The 13,605-nt window shown below is 68.8% G+C and carries 28 protein-coding genes; 26 read left to right on the top strand and 2 right to left on the bottom strand.

What is annotated here, in order from left to right:
- Positions 1 to 83 (top strand): acyl-CoA dehydrogenase family protein (locus ABT034_RS33825; protein WP_351220931.1); only part of this gene is annotated, 83 nt, incomplete at its 5' end.
- Between the two features lie 97 nt (positions 84 to 180).
- On the opposite strand, the gene ABT034_RS33820 is transcribed toward ABT034_RS33825, so the two are convergent.
- Together ABT034_RS33820 and ABT034_RS33815 are read right to left on the bottom strand one after the other, a co-directional pair.
- Positions 181 to 1,485: a tyrosine-type recombinase/integrase gene (locus ABT034_RS33820; protein WP_351220929.1), complete on the bottom strand. Its 1,305-nt coding sequence runs from the start codon at positions 1,483 to 1,485 to the stop codon at positions 181 to 183.
- Between the two features lie 366 nt (positions 1,486 to 1,851).
- Positions 1,852 to 2,340 (bottom strand): helix-turn-helix domain-containing protein, encoded by a 489-nt coding sequence (locus ABT034_RS33815; protein ID WP_351220928.1) that lies wholly within the window; start codon positions 2,338 to 2,340, stop codon positions 1,852 to 1,854.
- A 247-nt stretch (positions 2,341 to 2,587) separates the two neighbouring features.
- Here ABT034_RS33815 and ABT034_RS33810 point away from each other — a divergent pair, with 247 nt between their 5' ends.
- The 25 genes from ABT034_RS33810 (at position 2,588) to ABT034_RS33690 (ending at position 13,600) form a co-directional block, all read left to right on the top strand.
- Positions 2,588 to 2,821: a helix-turn-helix domain-containing protein gene (locus ABT034_RS33810; protein ID WP_351220927.1), complete on the top strand. Its 234-nt coding sequence runs from the start codon at positions 2,588 to 2,590 to the stop codon at positions 2,819 to 2,821.
- Positions 2,790 to 3,098 (top strand): helix-turn-helix domain-containing protein, encoded by a 309-nt coding sequence (locus ABT034_RS33805; protein ID WP_351220926.1) that lies wholly within the window; start codon positions 2,790 to 2,792, stop codon positions 3,096 to 3,098. Before ABT034_RS33810 ends, ABT034_RS33805 begins: the two co-directional genes overlap by 32 nt.
- A 100-nt stretch (positions 3,099 to 3,198) precedes the next feature.
- Entirely contained in the window at positions 3,199 to 3,504 is a 306-nt protein-coding gene (locus ABT034_RS33800; protein ID WP_351220925.1) for a hypothetical protein, read from the top strand.
- The gene (locus ABT034_RS33795) at positions 3,501 to 3,743 is read left to right on the top strand and encodes a hypothetical protein (RefSeq protein WP_351220924.1); all 243 of its coding nucleotides are present in this window, start codon (positions 3,501 to 3,503) and stop codon (positions 3,741 to 3,743) included. The genes ABT034_RS33800 and ABT034_RS33795 overlap by 4 nt, the downstream gene beginning before the upstream one ends.
- Positions 3,740 to 4,021, top strand: coding sequence for a hypothetical protein (locus ABT034_RS33790; RefSeq protein WP_351220923.1), 282 nt, complete (start codon positions 3,740 to 3,742; stop codon positions 4,019 to 4,021). Before ABT034_RS33795 ends, ABT034_RS33790 begins: the two co-directional genes overlap by 4 nt.
- Positions 4,018 to 4,206: a hypothetical protein gene (locus ABT034_RS33785; protein ID WP_351220922.1), complete on the top strand. Its 189-nt coding sequence runs from the start codon at positions 4,018 to 4,020 to the stop codon at positions 4,204 to 4,206. Before ABT034_RS33790 ends, ABT034_RS33785 begins: the two co-directional genes overlap by 4 nt.
- A 26-nt stretch (positions 4,207 to 4,232) precedes the next feature.
- The gene (locus ABT034_RS33780) at positions 4,233 to 4,505 is read left to right on the top strand and encodes a hypothetical protein (RefSeq protein WP_351220921.1); all 273 of its coding nucleotides are present in this window, start codon (positions 4,233 to 4,235) and stop codon (positions 4,503 to 4,505) included.
- Positions 4,502 to 5,011, top strand: a complete 510-nt coding sequence (locus ABT034_RS33775; RefSeq protein WP_351220920.1) for a hypothetical protein — start codon at positions 4,502 to 4,504, stop codon at positions 5,009 to 5,011. The genes ABT034_RS33780 and ABT034_RS33775 overlap by 4 nt, the downstream gene beginning before the upstream one ends.
- A complete protein-coding gene (locus ABT034_RS33770) occupies positions 5,008 to 5,322 on the top strand; it encodes a phiSA1p31-related protein (protein ID WP_351220919.1) in 315 nt (104 codons plus the stop codon). Before ABT034_RS33775 ends, ABT034_RS33770 begins: the two co-directional genes overlap by 4 nt.
- 85 nt (positions 5,323 to 5,407) lie before the next feature.
- Complete coding sequence (locus tag ABT034_RS33765; protein ID WP_351220918.1) at positions 5,408 to 5,596, top strand: hypothetical protein; 189 nt, start codon at positions 5,408 to 5,410, stop codon at positions 5,594 to 5,596.
- A gap of 113 nt (positions 5,597 to 5,709) precedes the next feature.
- On the top strand, positions 5,710 to 6,729 hold the full coding sequence (locus tag ABT034_RS33760; RefSeq protein ID WP_351220917.1) for a gas vesicle protein GvpG: 1,020 nt from the start codon (positions 5,710 to 5,712) through the stop codon (positions 6,727 to 6,729).
- Between the two features lie 107 nt (positions 6,730 to 6,836).
- Positions 6,837 to 7,076 carry a hypothetical protein gene (locus ABT034_RS33755; protein WP_351220916.1) on the top strand — a complete coding sequence of 80 codons (240 nt, stop codon included), beginning with the start codon at positions 6,837 to 6,839 and terminating at the stop codon, positions 7,074 to 7,076.
- On the top strand, positions 7,076 to 7,954 hold the full coding sequence (locus tag ABT034_RS33750; protein ID WP_351220915.1) for a YqaJ viral recombinase family nuclease: 879 nt from the start codon (positions 7,076 to 7,078) through the stop codon (positions 7,952 to 7,954). The genes ABT034_RS33755 and ABT034_RS33750 overlap by 1 nt, the downstream gene beginning before the upstream one ends.
- Positions 7,954 to 8,316, top strand: a complete 363-nt coding sequence (locus ABT034_RS33745) for a hypothetical protein (protein ID WP_351220914.1) — start codon at positions 7,954 to 7,956, stop codon at positions 8,314 to 8,316. The genes ABT034_RS33750 and ABT034_RS33745 overlap by 1 nt, the downstream gene beginning before the upstream one ends.
- Positions 8,313 to 9,110, top strand: a complete 798-nt coding sequence (locus ABT034_RS33740; RefSeq protein ID WP_351220913.1) for a recombinase RecT — start codon at positions 8,313 to 8,315, stop codon at positions 9,108 to 9,110. The genes ABT034_RS33745 and ABT034_RS33740 overlap by 4 nt, the downstream gene beginning before the upstream one ends.
- Before the next feature lie 118 nt (positions 9,111 to 9,228).
- Entirely contained in the window at positions 9,229 to 9,570 is a 342-nt protein-coding gene (locus ABT034_RS33735; RefSeq protein WP_351220912.1) for a hypothetical protein, read from the top strand.
- The gene (locus tag ABT034_RS33730) at positions 9,570 to 10,133 is read left to right on the top strand and encodes an HNH endonuclease signature motif containing protein (RefSeq protein WP_351220911.1); all 564 of its coding nucleotides are present in this window, start codon (positions 9,570 to 9,572) and stop codon (positions 10,131 to 10,133) included. Before ABT034_RS33735 ends, ABT034_RS33730 begins: the two co-directional genes overlap by 1 nt.
- Positions 10,130 to 10,315 (top strand): hypothetical protein, encoded by a 186-nt coding sequence (locus tag ABT034_RS33725; RefSeq protein WP_351220910.1) that lies wholly within the window; start codon positions 10,130 to 10,132, stop codon positions 10,313 to 10,315. Before ABT034_RS33730 ends, ABT034_RS33725 begins: the two co-directional genes overlap by 4 nt.
- Complete coding sequence (locus ABT034_RS33720; RefSeq protein WP_351220909.1) at positions 10,312 to 10,719, top strand: helix-turn-helix domain-containing protein; 408 nt, start codon at positions 10,312 to 10,314, stop codon at positions 10,717 to 10,719. Before ABT034_RS33725 ends, ABT034_RS33720 begins: the two co-directional genes overlap by 4 nt.
- A complete protein-coding gene (locus tag ABT034_RS33715; protein ID WP_351220908.1) occupies positions 10,716 to 10,898 on the top strand; it encodes a hypothetical protein in 183 nt (60 codons plus the stop codon). The genes ABT034_RS33720 and ABT034_RS33715 overlap by 4 nt, the downstream gene beginning before the upstream one ends.
- A 34-nt stretch (positions 10,899 to 10,932) precedes the next feature.
- Entirely contained in the window at positions 10,933 to 11,997 is a 1,065-nt protein-coding gene (locus ABT034_RS33710) for a hypothetical protein (RefSeq protein WP_351220907.1), read from the top strand.
- Complete coding sequence (locus tag ABT034_RS33705) at positions 11,994 to 12,716, top strand: zinc finger domain-containing protein (protein WP_351220906.1); 723 nt, start codon at positions 11,994 to 11,996, stop codon at positions 12,714 to 12,716. Before ABT034_RS33710 ends, ABT034_RS33705 begins: the two co-directional genes overlap by 4 nt.
- The gene (locus ABT034_RS33700; protein WP_351220905.1) at positions 12,709 to 13,044 is read left to right on the top strand and encodes a hypothetical protein; all 336 of its coding nucleotides are present in this window, start codon (positions 12,709 to 12,711) and stop codon (positions 13,042 to 13,044) included. Before ABT034_RS33705 ends, ABT034_RS33700 begins: the two co-directional genes overlap by 8 nt.
- Positions 13,041 to 13,349 carry a zinc finger domain-containing protein gene (locus ABT034_RS33695; RefSeq protein WP_351220904.1) on the top strand — a complete coding sequence of 103 codons (309 nt, stop codon included), beginning with the start codon at positions 13,041 to 13,043 and terminating at the stop codon, positions 13,347 to 13,349. The genes ABT034_RS33700 and ABT034_RS33695 overlap by 4 nt, the downstream gene beginning before the upstream one ends.
- Complete coding sequence (locus ABT034_RS33690) at positions 13,346 to 13,600, top strand: helix-turn-helix domain-containing protein (protein ID WP_351220903.1); 255 nt, start codon at positions 13,346 to 13,348, stop codon at positions 13,598 to 13,600. The genes ABT034_RS33695 and ABT034_RS33690 overlap by 4 nt, the downstream gene beginning before the upstream one ends.
- Positions 13,601 to 13,605: the final 5 nt, after the last annotated feature.

Raw genomic sequence — 13,605 nt, 5'->3', positions numbered from 1 at the left:
ACCGCGACGCCGCGATCTACACCATCTTCGAGGGCACCAGCGAGATCCAGCGCATGGTGATCAGCCGCGCGCTCGCGAAGTAGCGGGCCCCGTCGAGGCAACATCCCAGCAAGACGCGCATAGATAGCTCCCTCAAAGGTGGGCCCGCACCAAGCCGGTGCGGGCCCACTGACGTCTCGTTCAGACGGTCGCTCGTGCTTCTGGGAGATTCTTGGGAGATCGTTTACGGCTGCTGGGGATGAACACGGGGTAGGCGCCGAACTCGCGGCGGTCGACCACCGGTCGCAGCGACTCCTCCCACAGGCGCTGCAGGTAGTCGGCGATGGCGAGCTCCATCTTGAGTGTCACATGGGAGTAGGTCCCCTCGACACCCTGCAGGACATGACCCATACGGGCTTCGACCGCGACCCGGGGGTGCATGCCTTCGTCCAGCCACACCTTCTGTGAGTGCCGCAGGCCGTGAGGCGTCAACCCCTCTACGCCGAGCACCGGCTGGACGCCGGCTCTCTCCTTGGCACCTCGCACGACCCCGCGTGGCGCGCGACCCGACACCATCGGGCGCCAGGTTTCCCTGTACCAGTCGCCGCCGCGAAGCAGCCGGCCGCCCTTCGGGGCGGTGAAGACCCATTCGCTGTCCGGCCGACTCGCCATCAACTCGCCGAGCAGCTCGGCAAGGAACGGCGGAAGGATCAAGCCGCGCCCCGAGTCGTACTTATTGCCGATCTCGGTGAAGGTGCCGTTCACGTACTGGCTTTGCTGCACCGAGTGCAGGCGCGCGCCCTGCCCTGCGTCCTTGAGGTCGACCTGGTTGCGGTGCACACCGGCAAGCTCGCCGATCCGTAGCCCGGTGTAGGCGCTCGCCAGCACAATCGCGTACTCGTTCAGCCCGCGCATCGTGAGCCCGTTGCGCGCGATGAGCAGCACCTGCCGTGGGGTGGCGGTGACCTTCTCGTCCTTGGTCTTCGGCACGTACCGGCCGCGGCGCCCGGACTTCCTTGCGGCTACGGGGTTGTCCATCCGAAGGCGTTCGGCGACCGCGTCGTCGAGCATCGTCCTGAGGACTGACAGGACACCGTCTGCGTAGTTCTTGCTCAACTGCTGGCGGAGTCGCTTCTCCCAGGCCGCGATACCGGTGGGGGAGAGGTCTCCGATCGCCACCGATCCCCACTCGGGCAGGATCTGGTTCTTGATGCGGAGCCGGTACTCCTTCTCGCTGAGCGGGCCGACGTCGATGGACGCGAGCCAGTGATGGGCCCACTCCTCGACGGTCATGCGCCCGTCGCGCGGGTTGATGAACGTCTTGCGGCGGACGTCGGTCTCGAGCCCGGAGGCGAACTGCTCGGCGGACCGGGCGGTGTAGAACGGGTTCCCCTGGTCATCACGGGAGACGGAACCCCAGCGGCCGTTGGGGAGTTTGTAGCGACCGCGGTACCGCATGCGGCCGTCGCGGCCCTTGCCGCGCTTCTCTGAGTACGCCACGCTCACCTCACTGGACGGGATGGTCGACGGGGAGCCGGCTCATGGGGGTTGCCGGCGTCGCCGTCATCCAGTGTGGGAGATCCAGGATGTATTCGATTCCTGGGGCGGAGGTGTGGCGTTGAGCCGCTCCTCCAGTTGTCGCGCGCCATCGCTCGTAGTGAGGTTCTCGTCTATGTAGAGAACCGGCTTGCCGTTCCGAGTGGTCCACCACACCTGCACGCTGTGCGGCATCCCAGAAACTCGAAGAACCCTGACTGACATAGGTCCCCCATGTGCCACCGAGGTTGGCCCGCTCGCTGGTAACGAACATGACATCACATCGGCATATGCAAGGGGAGCGCTTCGTGCGTATTTGTGGACGGAATGTGTCGGTCAGTTAGGAGTTTCGTCCGGTTCGTCATCGATTGGAAGGTTCTGCATGTGGCGCTGAGCCTTCGCCCATGCGAGCAAGTCTGTACGGATCTGTTCCGGGCTCGCGTCGGGTGTGCCCTTCACCACCACGATCATGCGGGCACCCGATCCCAGGGGGCCGAGGTCAAGGACCGTGGCGTCAAGGAGCGGTCCGTCCTGGAGCTCGTGCACGATGCGCAGTGGCAGGTCCGACGGCGGCGCTGCCGTCTCCTCCACGTACTCCGGGGCAGCCCCTTCGAGGACGCGCTCGCCCGATCCAGGTGTCCAGCCAAGCGCGCGCTCGACCTTGTGCAGTGAGGCCGGCACGCGCTTGCGTTCGACTCCGGACTCGATGTTCTGGATCGTCGACTCGCTGACCCCCGCCTTCTCGGCGAGCGCCACTTGCGTAAGGTTCTTCGCTTCTCTCGCTGCCTCGACGGTATCCGCGAGGTGCTTCCAGTCCCTGCCCATGGGCTCATGATGCACGAATCCTAGGCAACAGGCACCCAGTGATGCACCCATTTGACCTGTAACTATCGGTGCACAGAGGGCGTTCGATGTTGCCTCCGTGCGCCCCCTAGGCGGCATGGCGTGCCCCTCTTGGGGACGCTTCCTGGCACCCGGTGCACCCAAAGACACCCATCAAGGGCGCAGTAACACCCAAAGAAACCGGCGGTAGGACTTGCCAAGCCGGAGCAACACCCATAGTTTGTGTGTCGTGACACCGAACGGAGCCGCAATCAGGACCATCCGTGAGGCACGCGGAATGAGCCTGCACCGGCTCGCTCGCCTCATAGAACGAAGCCCTGGCTTCGTCTCGCGCATCGAGACCGGAGGCCGCGGGGCGTCGAACGACACGCTCGACCGCATCGCCGCTGCGCTGCGCACCCCCGTCCACGCCATCACGAGGGAGAAGACCCTTGACCAGGACACCCCTGGCCCCAGTACCTGACCAGCCCCTCCTCCTCAGCGCTGACGTCCTCGAGAGGCTCGTCCGCGTCATGGAGAGTTTCAACCCCGAGGCCGGCCTGCGGACCTACTCCCCGAAGGAAGCGGCCAGTTTCCTCGGAAAGACCGAGAACTGGGTCACCGAGCAGATCCAGCTCGGCACCATCCCGTTCACTCGCATCGGCAAGACCCCGCGCCTCACGGCCGAGCACATCAAGTGGGTCCAGGCGAACGGCGAAGTGCTGCCGCACCAGTACAGCCCGCGCCCCCTCGCCGCTTAGCCGGCTATGCGGGCGGCCGCCGGGCTCCTACACCGCGACGGCCAGCCCTCCGAGATCAACCCCTCTGCACGCACACACCTGCGAGAGAGAAGAGGACCCCGTGTCCACGAAGGTAACTCACTCCCACATCACCCAGCTCATCCGTTCCGCGGTCCGCGACGGTGAGCTCGCCCAGGCCGCCCTGTTCGTCGAGGCCGACCTGCCGCTGACCGCCCGGGACGCGCTGGTCCAGGCGGCGACCGCCCAGCACCGCATCGACGAGCTGAACCGGCGCCTCGGCTTCACCCCCGACGCGTACTCGCAGTGGCCGCTGATGGCCGAGCTGCACCGCACCGAGGCGGTCCGGGACCGCGCCGCGTTCCTGGCCGCCGTGCTCGACGAGACGGTGACGGCGGTGGCGGCGTGATCACCCTGTCCCTCCCGAAGGTGCCCGTCCCCGACGCCGTGGTCGTACTGATCGGCCGGCAGATCCCCGAGCAGGTGCTGGCCGCCGAGGTCGAGGCCGTGAACCAGGCGTACAACGTGACCCTGTGCCGCGCGCCCCAGTACGCCGAGGCCCGCGAGTACGCCCTCGCCGACCTGGCCCGCGCCAACAAGGTCCTCGCCCAGTTCGACCCGCGACTCATCGTGCGGAGCGCGGCATGAGCGCCCGTGACGAGTTGTTCCGCCGTGTGGCTGGCGCCTTCGTGAACGAGGACCGCGCGAACAAGCTGATCGACAAGGCCACCACTGAAGCTCGCAACGAGGGCTTCCAGTCTGGGCGCCGAACGGGCCGCACCGATGCGTTGCTCGAGGCCGTCACGGTAACCCGCGCCGAGCTCCTGCTGGACAACACCGGAACCTCCGATGACGAGGCCTACAACCAGGGCGTCCGCGACGCCGTCGCCGCCATCGAGCGGCTCCTGAAGGACGGTGCCCAATGACCATCAACCCGATCGAGCGATTGGACGTCACGCAGGCCGGCCTCGAGCAGCAGATCGCCGAGATCCGCGCCCACGCCCTCGCGGCCAACCCGGTTCCCGACGGCGCCCACTGGGACCAGTGGCACGAGTACCTCGACATCGACCCGGACCTCCGGGACCGCGACTACACCGGAGGAACCCGATGAGCTTCAGCGCTACGTGGTTCCTGGACATGACGACCACGGTCCGGAGCTCGACCGCCGTATACCCGGTCCTGTACATCGAGCCGGGCGGGATGGTGCAGGGGGCCATCAACCTTCAGATGAAGTCCGAACTCACCCCCGGCGAGCGGGTGCAGATCGCGGACCGCATCGCCTCCGAGGTCTGCCGCTGGCGTGACGAGATCGCTGGTCGCGCAAACAAGGAGCGCACGGCCGCCGACGAGCTCGCTGCGGCCCATGCCGAGATCGCCCGCCTTAAGGCTGAAGCCGAGGGGACGTCATGAGCCACCGCGATCCTCTCGAAGCGGCCAAGGCCAAGGGCCAGCAGCAGGCCGATGCCTGGAACGCCGCCCACCCGATCGGCACCCGTGTCATCGCCTACCCCAGCGTCCGGCCCGAGTTCGATGCCGTCATCGCCGCTAAGACCCGGCTCGTCACCACGACCCGCACGCCGGCATGGATCCTCGGCCACGGCACCCCCCACGTGTCCGTCCACGGCTACGGCGGCGGCATCAAGCTGGAGCACGTCGACATCGACCACGACAGCCCGCTCGGCGACGGTGAACGCCTCGCCCACGTGCTCACGCCGGAGAACCACTCCCGGATCGACAACTGGCTCGACGGTCTCAACGTGTTCGCCAAGAGCTACTGGGAGAACGTCGACGGGAAGCTCCGCACTACGGGGTTGCGCATCGGCGCCGGTCCGGGGCGGGTCGTCGCACGGTATGGCGACACGATCATCTGGCACGCCGACGGCCGCTTCACCGTCCGGACGGCGGTGGCCTCGTGACCACCTACCTCCACGACGGCACCGAGTTCGACCTGGACGGCGGCTTCACCGACGTCATCGGCGTCGAATGGACGTGGACCGGCCGCTACTCGGACACGGGTGAACCGCTCCTCGTCGCCGGCGGGCATTCCACGCCGCTCCCGCTGCCGACCGTCTACCACGACCACGGGCCGCTGATCCCGCTGCCGAAGCGCTCCACCGGCCGCCTCGTCCGAGCCGCAGTGTCCGCCGACTTCACGGCATCTGTCCTCGACGGCCACACCGAGTCCTACGAGCAGTACGCCCTCCGCACCACGAGGGCCGCTCAGTGACCCGCGTCTGGCTCCAGCTCGCCGGCGGCACCGCCGTATCCCTCGCCCTGCTGCTGCTCGGGCGCCACCTCTCCAAGGAGCCCACATGCACGTGACCGGCTACCTGCGCTGCCCGGCGCCGAACTGCGAGCACCACACGTACCTCAGCGCCACCCGAGCCGCCGCCGAGGACATGACCGACCACCTCATCGCCAAGCACGGATTCCCCGAGGTCTCTGCCAGCCACCAGGCGCAGATGCTCCTCCCCATCACCGGCCCCCGCGCCGCCGCCTGAACTCGCCGGGCCCCGCGGTGGACCGACCCGCCGGCCCGGCGCACAACCCAGCAGGACGCCCCGTCGAGGCGAATTCGACGGGGCGCACCCCAAGCATCCCAGAAGGAGCACAGGTGACCACCACAACGCTCACGGCCTACAACCTGAGCAACCTCCTCAAGAAGGTCGACCCGCACGTCGGCCGGCACTCCGGCTACGCCGCCATCCAGGGCATCCACCTCGACTACGACGGCCGCTACCTCCACGCCGCCGCCACCGACCGCTTCACCCTCGCCGTCGCCAGGCAGCGCACTCGCAGCAGCGATCCGGCCTGGAACCTCACCGTGCGACTCGTCGACCTGCCGGCCCTCACTGCATGGGTCGACGCCCTCAACGGCGAGCACAACGTGCACATCTCCCCGTACCAGCAGGGCCTCACCTTCGAGAGCCACGGCAACAAGCTCGTCATCCCCGCAGGCACCCTGGCCTTCCCCGACTGGCGTGGCCTGATCCGAACGGCCCTGGAGAACCCGCCCAGCGAGTCGCCGTGGACCGGACACACGGCCGACACGCTCGACCGCTGGGTGGCGGCCGGACGGCAGATCACCCTCTGGCAGTCGGCGTTCGACAAGCCGCTCGTCATCCGAGGCCACAACTTCGTCGGCCTGCAGATGCCTCGCCGGATCGGGGACGAGGAGTCGCCCGAGTCCCGCTGGGACGAGTGGGCCGACAGCCTCGGCACGGGCGGCAAGGTGGAGCAGGCCGACACGCTGCACCACGACGAGCCGGAGGAGCTGGCCGACAAGGGGTACGACGCCTCGGCCGCCACCGAAGACCTGCTCAAGCAGGTGCTGCGCTCCACCTCCGACCTATTCAAGGTCGCTTCCGGGGACCACTTCGCGATGGCCGCATATGCCCTCGCTGGCGGCCGCGCATGGATTGCGTACCGCCTCCTGAAGGCGCTGGAGAAGTCGGACCCCGACCTGCTGCGCTCCACGCTCGCAGACGTCAACGAGCAGCTGGAGTCCGGCGAGATCGGCGAGTGGGCGTGGGACGCGGCGGAGCGCGCCGGCCACGACCCGCAGGCGTGGCAGGACGACTACGCCGCCCACCTCGCCAAGCAGGCCGAGAAGCGCGCGGCTGCGGCCGTCTGACCCACCCCAGACCGGCGCGTCGAGCCACCCCCAGCTCCGCGCCAGCCAGGCCGCTCTGACACCCCCAGGCGGGGCGGCCTGGCCTCCCCTACCCGAAAGCGACTGCCATGTACCTCACCCGCACTCTCGGCCGCTGGCAGATCGAGCTCCACCAGCGGGCCCTGTACCTCACCCGGCTCCCCGCTGCCGACCCCGACTGCGTGTCGTGCGGCGGCCTCGGCGGCCACGGCTACATCACCCAGCTCGGCGACGGCGACTGGGCCGACTGCCACTGCGTCACCGGCCCCCACGCCTGGTCCCTCCGCCTCTGGCCCCGCCGCAACCCTGCCAAGGAGTACCCCTTCTGATGATCACCACCGAGCCACCGACCGGGGTCCTCCTCGGCCAGTACACCCCCGGCACCCCCGAGTGGGAGCAGGCCCGAGCCGGACTGTGCATCACCGCCACCGAGATCGCCGCGGTCGTCGGCCTCTCCCCGTGGCAGTCCCGCTTCAGCCTCTGGCACAAGAAGGCCGGCCTGCCCACCCCGCCGTTCCAGTCCAACCCGGCCATGGAGTGGGGCAACCGCCTCGAAGCCGCCGTCGCCAAGAAGTGGGCCGACGAGCACAGCATGGAGCTCCACGAGACCGGCACGTGGCGGCACCGCGACCGGGACTGGCAGCGCGCCACCCCCGACCGCATCGGCGCAGACTGCCTCGTCGAGGTCAAGACGTCCCCGTTGGGCGAGGGCTGGGGCCCGGCGGGCAGCGACGAGATCCCCGTCTACTACCGCTGCCAGATCCAGTGGCAGATGGACGTCACCGGCTACCGCACCACGCACGTCGCGCTCCTCGTCTCCGGCCACGACTACCGCGAGTACACCGTCGAGTACGACAAGGCCGACGCGAGGATCCTGCGCGACGCTGCCTGGCGCTTCCTCGATGACGTCCGCCGCGGCAACCGGCCCCCCATCGACGGAGCCGACGCCACCTACCAGACCATCCGCGTCCAGCCCGACGGACGCGAAGACCGCGATGTCGAGATCCCCCTCGAACTCGCCGCCCGCTACGAGGTCATCGGCGACCAGCGTCGCACCGTCGACCACGAGTTCACCCAGGTTCGTGGCGAAGTCCTCGACCTCATCGGCGACGGCTACCGGGCCGTCTGCGGAGACCGCCGCATCGCCTACCGAACGGTCAACCCCGACGGCAGCACCCTTGCCCTCCAGCCCTACAGGAGTCACTGATGGGTTACATCAGCCACGACGCCGTCATCGCCGTCACGCACGACTGCCGGCCCGGCGGACTGCCCGACATCGAGGCCTTCCGCGCCTCACTCCCCGAATACCTCCAGCCGCTCGTCATCGGCCCGATTGCGGCGCCGCTCAACGGCTACGTGTCCTACGCCTTCCTGCCTGATGGCAGCAAGAAGGGGTGGGACGCCTCCAACGAGGCCGAGCAGTACCGCCGGCGCTTCTCCGACCTGTTCGAGACCTACGCCGACGGCACCGGATCCGACGACGTCGCAGGCGTCGCGTTCGGCGGCGACCACCGCAGCGACCACCACCACCCCATTGCCTACTACGTCGAGAAGGACTTGCGCGCATGAGCCAGATCGGCAACGAGATCGCCTGCCAGTCCAACACGCCAGCGGCTCTCATCGAGCAGTACAAGCCGGAGCTCGCCGTCGTCGCCGCCAGCCACGTGCGGGTCGACACCTTCGCCCGCCTTGCCGTCGGCGTCCTGCGGCAGAACGAGAAGCTCGCAGCCGCAGCCCAGAACAACCCCGGCAGCCTCATGAGCGCCCTCATGACCGCGGCCCGCCTCGGTCTCGAGCCCGGCACCGAGCAGTTCTACCTCCGGCCGATCAAGCGCAAGGGCCAGCTCGAAGTCCAGGGCATCGTCGGCTACCAGGGCATCGTCGAGCTCATCTACAACGCCGGCGCCGCCCAGTCCGTCGTCGTCGAAGTCGTCCGTGCCAAGGACGACTTCGCCTGGACCCCGGGTGCTCTCGACGAGCACCGTCCGCCGCGCTGGCCCGGCGCCATGAAGCAGCCCCACCACAAGGTCGACTGGTTCGGCGACCGCGGCCCGCTCGTCGGCGCCTACGCCTACGCCGTCATGCAGGGCGGGGCGATAAGCAAGGTCGTCGTCCTCAACCGCGACCACATCGCCCGCGCCAAGGCCAAGTCCGACGGCGCCGACAGCGACTACAGCCCCTGGCGCACCGACGAGGAAGCCATGGTCCTGAAGACCGCGGCCCGGCGCCTCGGCAAGTGGGTGCCCACCTCGGCTGAGAAGCGCACCGGCGTCATCGAGCGCCTCGACGCGTCGCCCGCGCCGCTCAGCGAGATCGACCCCGACGAGGACGACGAGCCCATCGAGGGCGAACTCGTCGACTGAACAAGGCGAATCAAGAACTCGTAACCCCGCAGGTCAGCAGGAGGGAAGCGCCGTGACCAAGATCGTGAAACCTTCCGTGAAACCAACCGTGTCGCACCGCAGGCTTACAGCTAGTGGCATGGCAAACCCTATCCAGCCCGCGCTCGACGGCACCGTCCCCGAGCAGACGAAGACCCGCCAGCGCGCCGAGGACTACGAGACGTGGCTCGCCCAGGTCTGGCCCAAGTACATAGACGCCGCGGCAACCGGCCGCACCTTCACCTGCTTCGAGATCGCCGACGAGCACAAGCTGCCCGAGCCGCCTGACTCCGCCCACCACTGGGGACGGCTGATGACCCTCCTCCAGGACGAGGGCTACATCCGCAAGGCCGGCTGGGCCTGCAGCAGCCGCCCCACCGTGAACCACAGCGGAGTGCGGACTTGGCGTGGAACTCGGGCCGCACGCAAGGAGGCCTCCTAATGGCCGGGCTGCCGATTCCGACTCCCCCGTCCACTCCCTGCCACGTTCCGTCGGCCGATGAGGCCTACCCGAATGGAAATGGCTACATGCGACTTCGGGCAACGAACGAATACGCCCATCGCTCGGCATACGTGGGCCAGTACGGACCGATCCCGGAGGGGCTCGTCATTGACCACCTCTGCCGGAACACGCAATGCGCCAACCCTGAGCACCTGGAAGCTGTGACGCCAGCAGTCAATGCACTGCGGGCCGACAGCCCAGTAGCCCGCAACGCCCGGAAAGAACTCTGCGATGCGGGGCACGAATTCGCTCGCAAACAGAACGGTCGGCGTTGGTGCCCCCAGTGCAGCCTGGCCAGGCGCGTCGCAAGCGGGGAAACCAGCGGCAATGGGCCGCTAAGCCAGCGCACGCACTGCCTTCACGGCCATCCGTTCGACCAGGAAAACACTCGATGGGTCCTGAAGCCGGATGGATCCACCAAGAGGCGTAGGTGTCGAACGTGCCAGCGACTGGCAGAGCAGAAGCGGCGGAGCACCGCCGCAGCACGCCAGACCGCGGCATGAGCGCCGGAGACAGCCAGGACCGCGCCTGGCGCCGACACCGCACCGCGGACCAGATCCGCACCGAGGTCCGCCAGCGGCGGGCCGACCAGCTCATGCGCGAAGCCCGCGAATCCCTCGCCACCTGCCAGGCGATCTGGCAGCTCCCCGCCTATCAGACGATCCGGAAGGAGAACGGACAGTGAGGCACTACAACCCGATCAGCGCTACCCGCCCCCGACCCATCCGAGGCGGCTACATCCAGACACCTGGCACCGACACCACCGTCTACGACATCGACTGGGTCGCCGTGGAGCGTGCCATCAACACCCCCGGCTGCCGCGTCGAGCTCAACCTCGCCGAGAAGCGCGCCGCCTGCCTGCTCATGCTCAACGCTGGCTTCTCGCCCCGCGAGATCTCCACCCAACTATGCATCTACCAGCGCCAGGTCGAACGGTGGCGCCACGACGGCAAGCCGCTCGCCATCAAACCGGTCGAGCAGCGCGTCTGCAGCATCGCCGACTGTAACGAGGGTCACCGGGCCCACGGCATGTGCACCCGCCACTACGACGAGTCGCGGCGGCTGGCCAAAAGGCAGGTGGCCGCGTGAGCAACGACGAGCCGCGCCGGATCAGCATCACCCCGCCGCCGTACCCGAAAACCACACCCGGGTTCTGCGAGACCGGCAACCCCATGTGCCAGCAGCCGGCCCGCCTGTACGCCGCCGGATGGCGCTGCTCGGACCACTTGCCCACCAGTCGCAAGTACGACGACGACATCGCCGCCTAGACCACCACCCTTCACTCCAGGAAGCAGACCTCCCATGGCACGTGGCCACGGCCGGATCCTCACCAGCATCTGGGAGGACGCCGACTTCCTTACCCTCGATGAGCGGGAACAGCGCCTCTACCTGTTCCTCATCTCGCAGCCCAACCTCAACCACGCCGGCCTCCTCGACCTGACGCTGCGCCGCTGGTCCCGCAAGGCCCGCGGCCTCACCTCTGCCGAGCTGGAGAAGCTGCTCCAGTCCCTCGAAGGAGCCCGGTTCATCGTCATGGACGAGGACACCGAGGAACTCCTCATCCGCTCCTTCGTCCGCAACGACGGCGTCTGGAGGATGCCGAAGGTCATGGGCGCCATGGTCTCCGGCGCACTGGAGATCTCCTCCAAGCACCTGCAGCGGGCACTGCTCGAAGAGATGGACCGGATCCCCCTCGACGAACTCAGCGGTGAGCCGACGAAGTACCGCGGCGAGGACGGGCCCTCGATCCGGGCTCAGGTTGCTGCCCACATCCAGGCCCTGCGGAAGGCCTTCGGAGACCTCACGCCCGACCCCTCCGGAAGGGGTTCCGTAACCCCCTCCGGAACCCCTTCGGCAACCCCTTCCGATACCCCTCGCGAGGGGGGTGGCGAGGGGGGTCCGAAAGCCTCTACGCGCGGGCGCGCGGGCGCGTCACGCGCGCATTCCCCTGCCCTTGCCCCTACCCCTACCCCAGCCCCAGCCCCGAAAGAGGAGGGGGTGGGTGCCTCCGGCGTCGAAGTCGAACCCTTCACGGTGGCGGAGCAGCAGCGGCCTGACGGCCTCCACTCCATCCCTGACGACTTCCACCTGAACGACACGATGCGCCGCTTCGCCGCCGCGACCTACCCGCAGCTCGACCCCGACTTCGAGACCCAGCAGTTCATCTCCTACTGGCGGGCCGAAGGCCGCAAGAAGCGCAACTGGCACGAGGCCTGGCGCAAGTGGCTCGGGGACTCCGCCAAGCGAGCCAGCGAACGACGCCAGACCGGCAACGTCATCCAGCTCCCCAGCGGCCAGACCCTCACCGGCACCGACGCCAAAGTCGCCGGCTGGCTGGCCCTCGCCTCAGGAGAGGAAACCTCGTGACCCCCGACGACGCAGCCAAGCTCCTCGCCTCGTGCGCCGCCTTCGACAACCGGCAGCCGTCACAGATCGCGATGCGCGCCTGGGCGACCTCCCTCAAGGACGTCCCACTCGACCAGGACTGCTTCGATGCCGTCGCCCGCTACTACGGCACCCCACCGAAGGAAGCCGGCCAGCGGCTCTGGATCCAGCCCCATGACGTTCGCTCCTGTCGCGACATCATCCGCAAGGAACGCCTCGAGAACTTCGTCTACGACGGCAACCCGGACGAGTCGCCCAAGCAGTACCTCGCCAACTACCGCCGCCAGATGAACGCAGTCGCTTCCGGCAGCATCGCCGCCCCGGCCGACGCCCCCGCCCTCGAAGGCAGCTTCCACCCGCACGTACTGGCGCGGCTGGAGGAGGAGCACGGCTTCAGCGGGCTCGGTCAGCAGATCCCGGGTGACGAAGAGGTCGCCGCTGCCATCAAACGGTCCGGACCGCTCGGCATCGAATGCCCCGTCCCTGCGTGCGCCGCGCCGATCGGCCGACCCTGCAAGTCCGCCCTCCGTAGCCGAACCAGCAAGGTCATCCATCCCGCACGCCGGCGAGCCGCCCAAGGCCAGCCTGCAGCCAGCGAGACACCGGAAGAGATCGAGCGCCGCCGCGCCGCCTCCCTCGCCAGCCTCGAACGGATCATCGCCAACCAGGAAGCCGCCCGCGAGGAGGCCCTCGGTGAGTGACGACTTCAGCACCGAGGACATCGCGGCCATGCGACGCGAGGGCGACCTCTCCAGCTTCCTCCGCGAACAGCTCCGGGCCGGACGCGCCCAGCGCGACCAGCCCGCCGTACCCGCCCCCCGGCGCCCCACAGGCCGCCCGCCAGGCGCCTGGCCCGCCGGAACCGCCCCAGTAGCGCGGCCCACTCGGCACACGGCGGCCGATTGGGCCCGAGCCCTCGACGAGTACCGCCAGTGGCTTCGTACCGCCGACCACCCCGAGTTCATGGACGAAGGCCAGATCTGCGGCTGCACCAGCTGCACCCCACCCGCCCAGAAGGAGGACCAGTGACCATTCGCCCCAACGCCCCGATGCCCATCGAGCTGCGCCACTTCATGCGCGCCGGCCAGCACCCCTCCCGGTCTGTCGCCTGCCCCCACTGCGGCGCCGCCCCCCACCGGCCCTGCCGGGTGCCCGCGACCGGCCGCACCCTCGACGAGACGCACCCCGCCCGCCGCACAGTCTGGGCCGAGACCACCGCCTGCTGCCCCCACTGCCAGGTCGCCCCTGGCACCCCCTGCCACACCGACGGCATCCCTCTCCCCGACCAGGTCCACGCCCGACGGTTCCTCGAGGCCGAGGAGATGGCGGCATGAAGATCCGCGCCGACATCGCCGCCCTGGTCCGCGCCGGCCACTCCGACTCCTCCATCGCCCTCCGTCTCGGATGCGGCCGCGGTACCGCCAACGAGACCCGCCGGGCCCTCAGCTCCCTGGACCGCCTGTACGCCGAGGAAGTACCCACCGGCCAGGTTCACGACTACCGGCCCGAGCGGATGCCGACCTCGCCCGCACAGCAAGCCGCCAACCGGGCCGCACTCCTCGCCGCCCTCCGCCCCGCCGCCTAGGAGCC

The organism is Streptomyces sp. NPDC002773, assembly GCF_040295605.1.
Taxonomy (GTDB): Bacteria; Actinomycetota; Actinomycetes; order Streptomycetales; family Streptomycetaceae; genus Streptomyces.
This window is presented reverse-complemented; position numbering and strand designations above follow the sequence as displayed.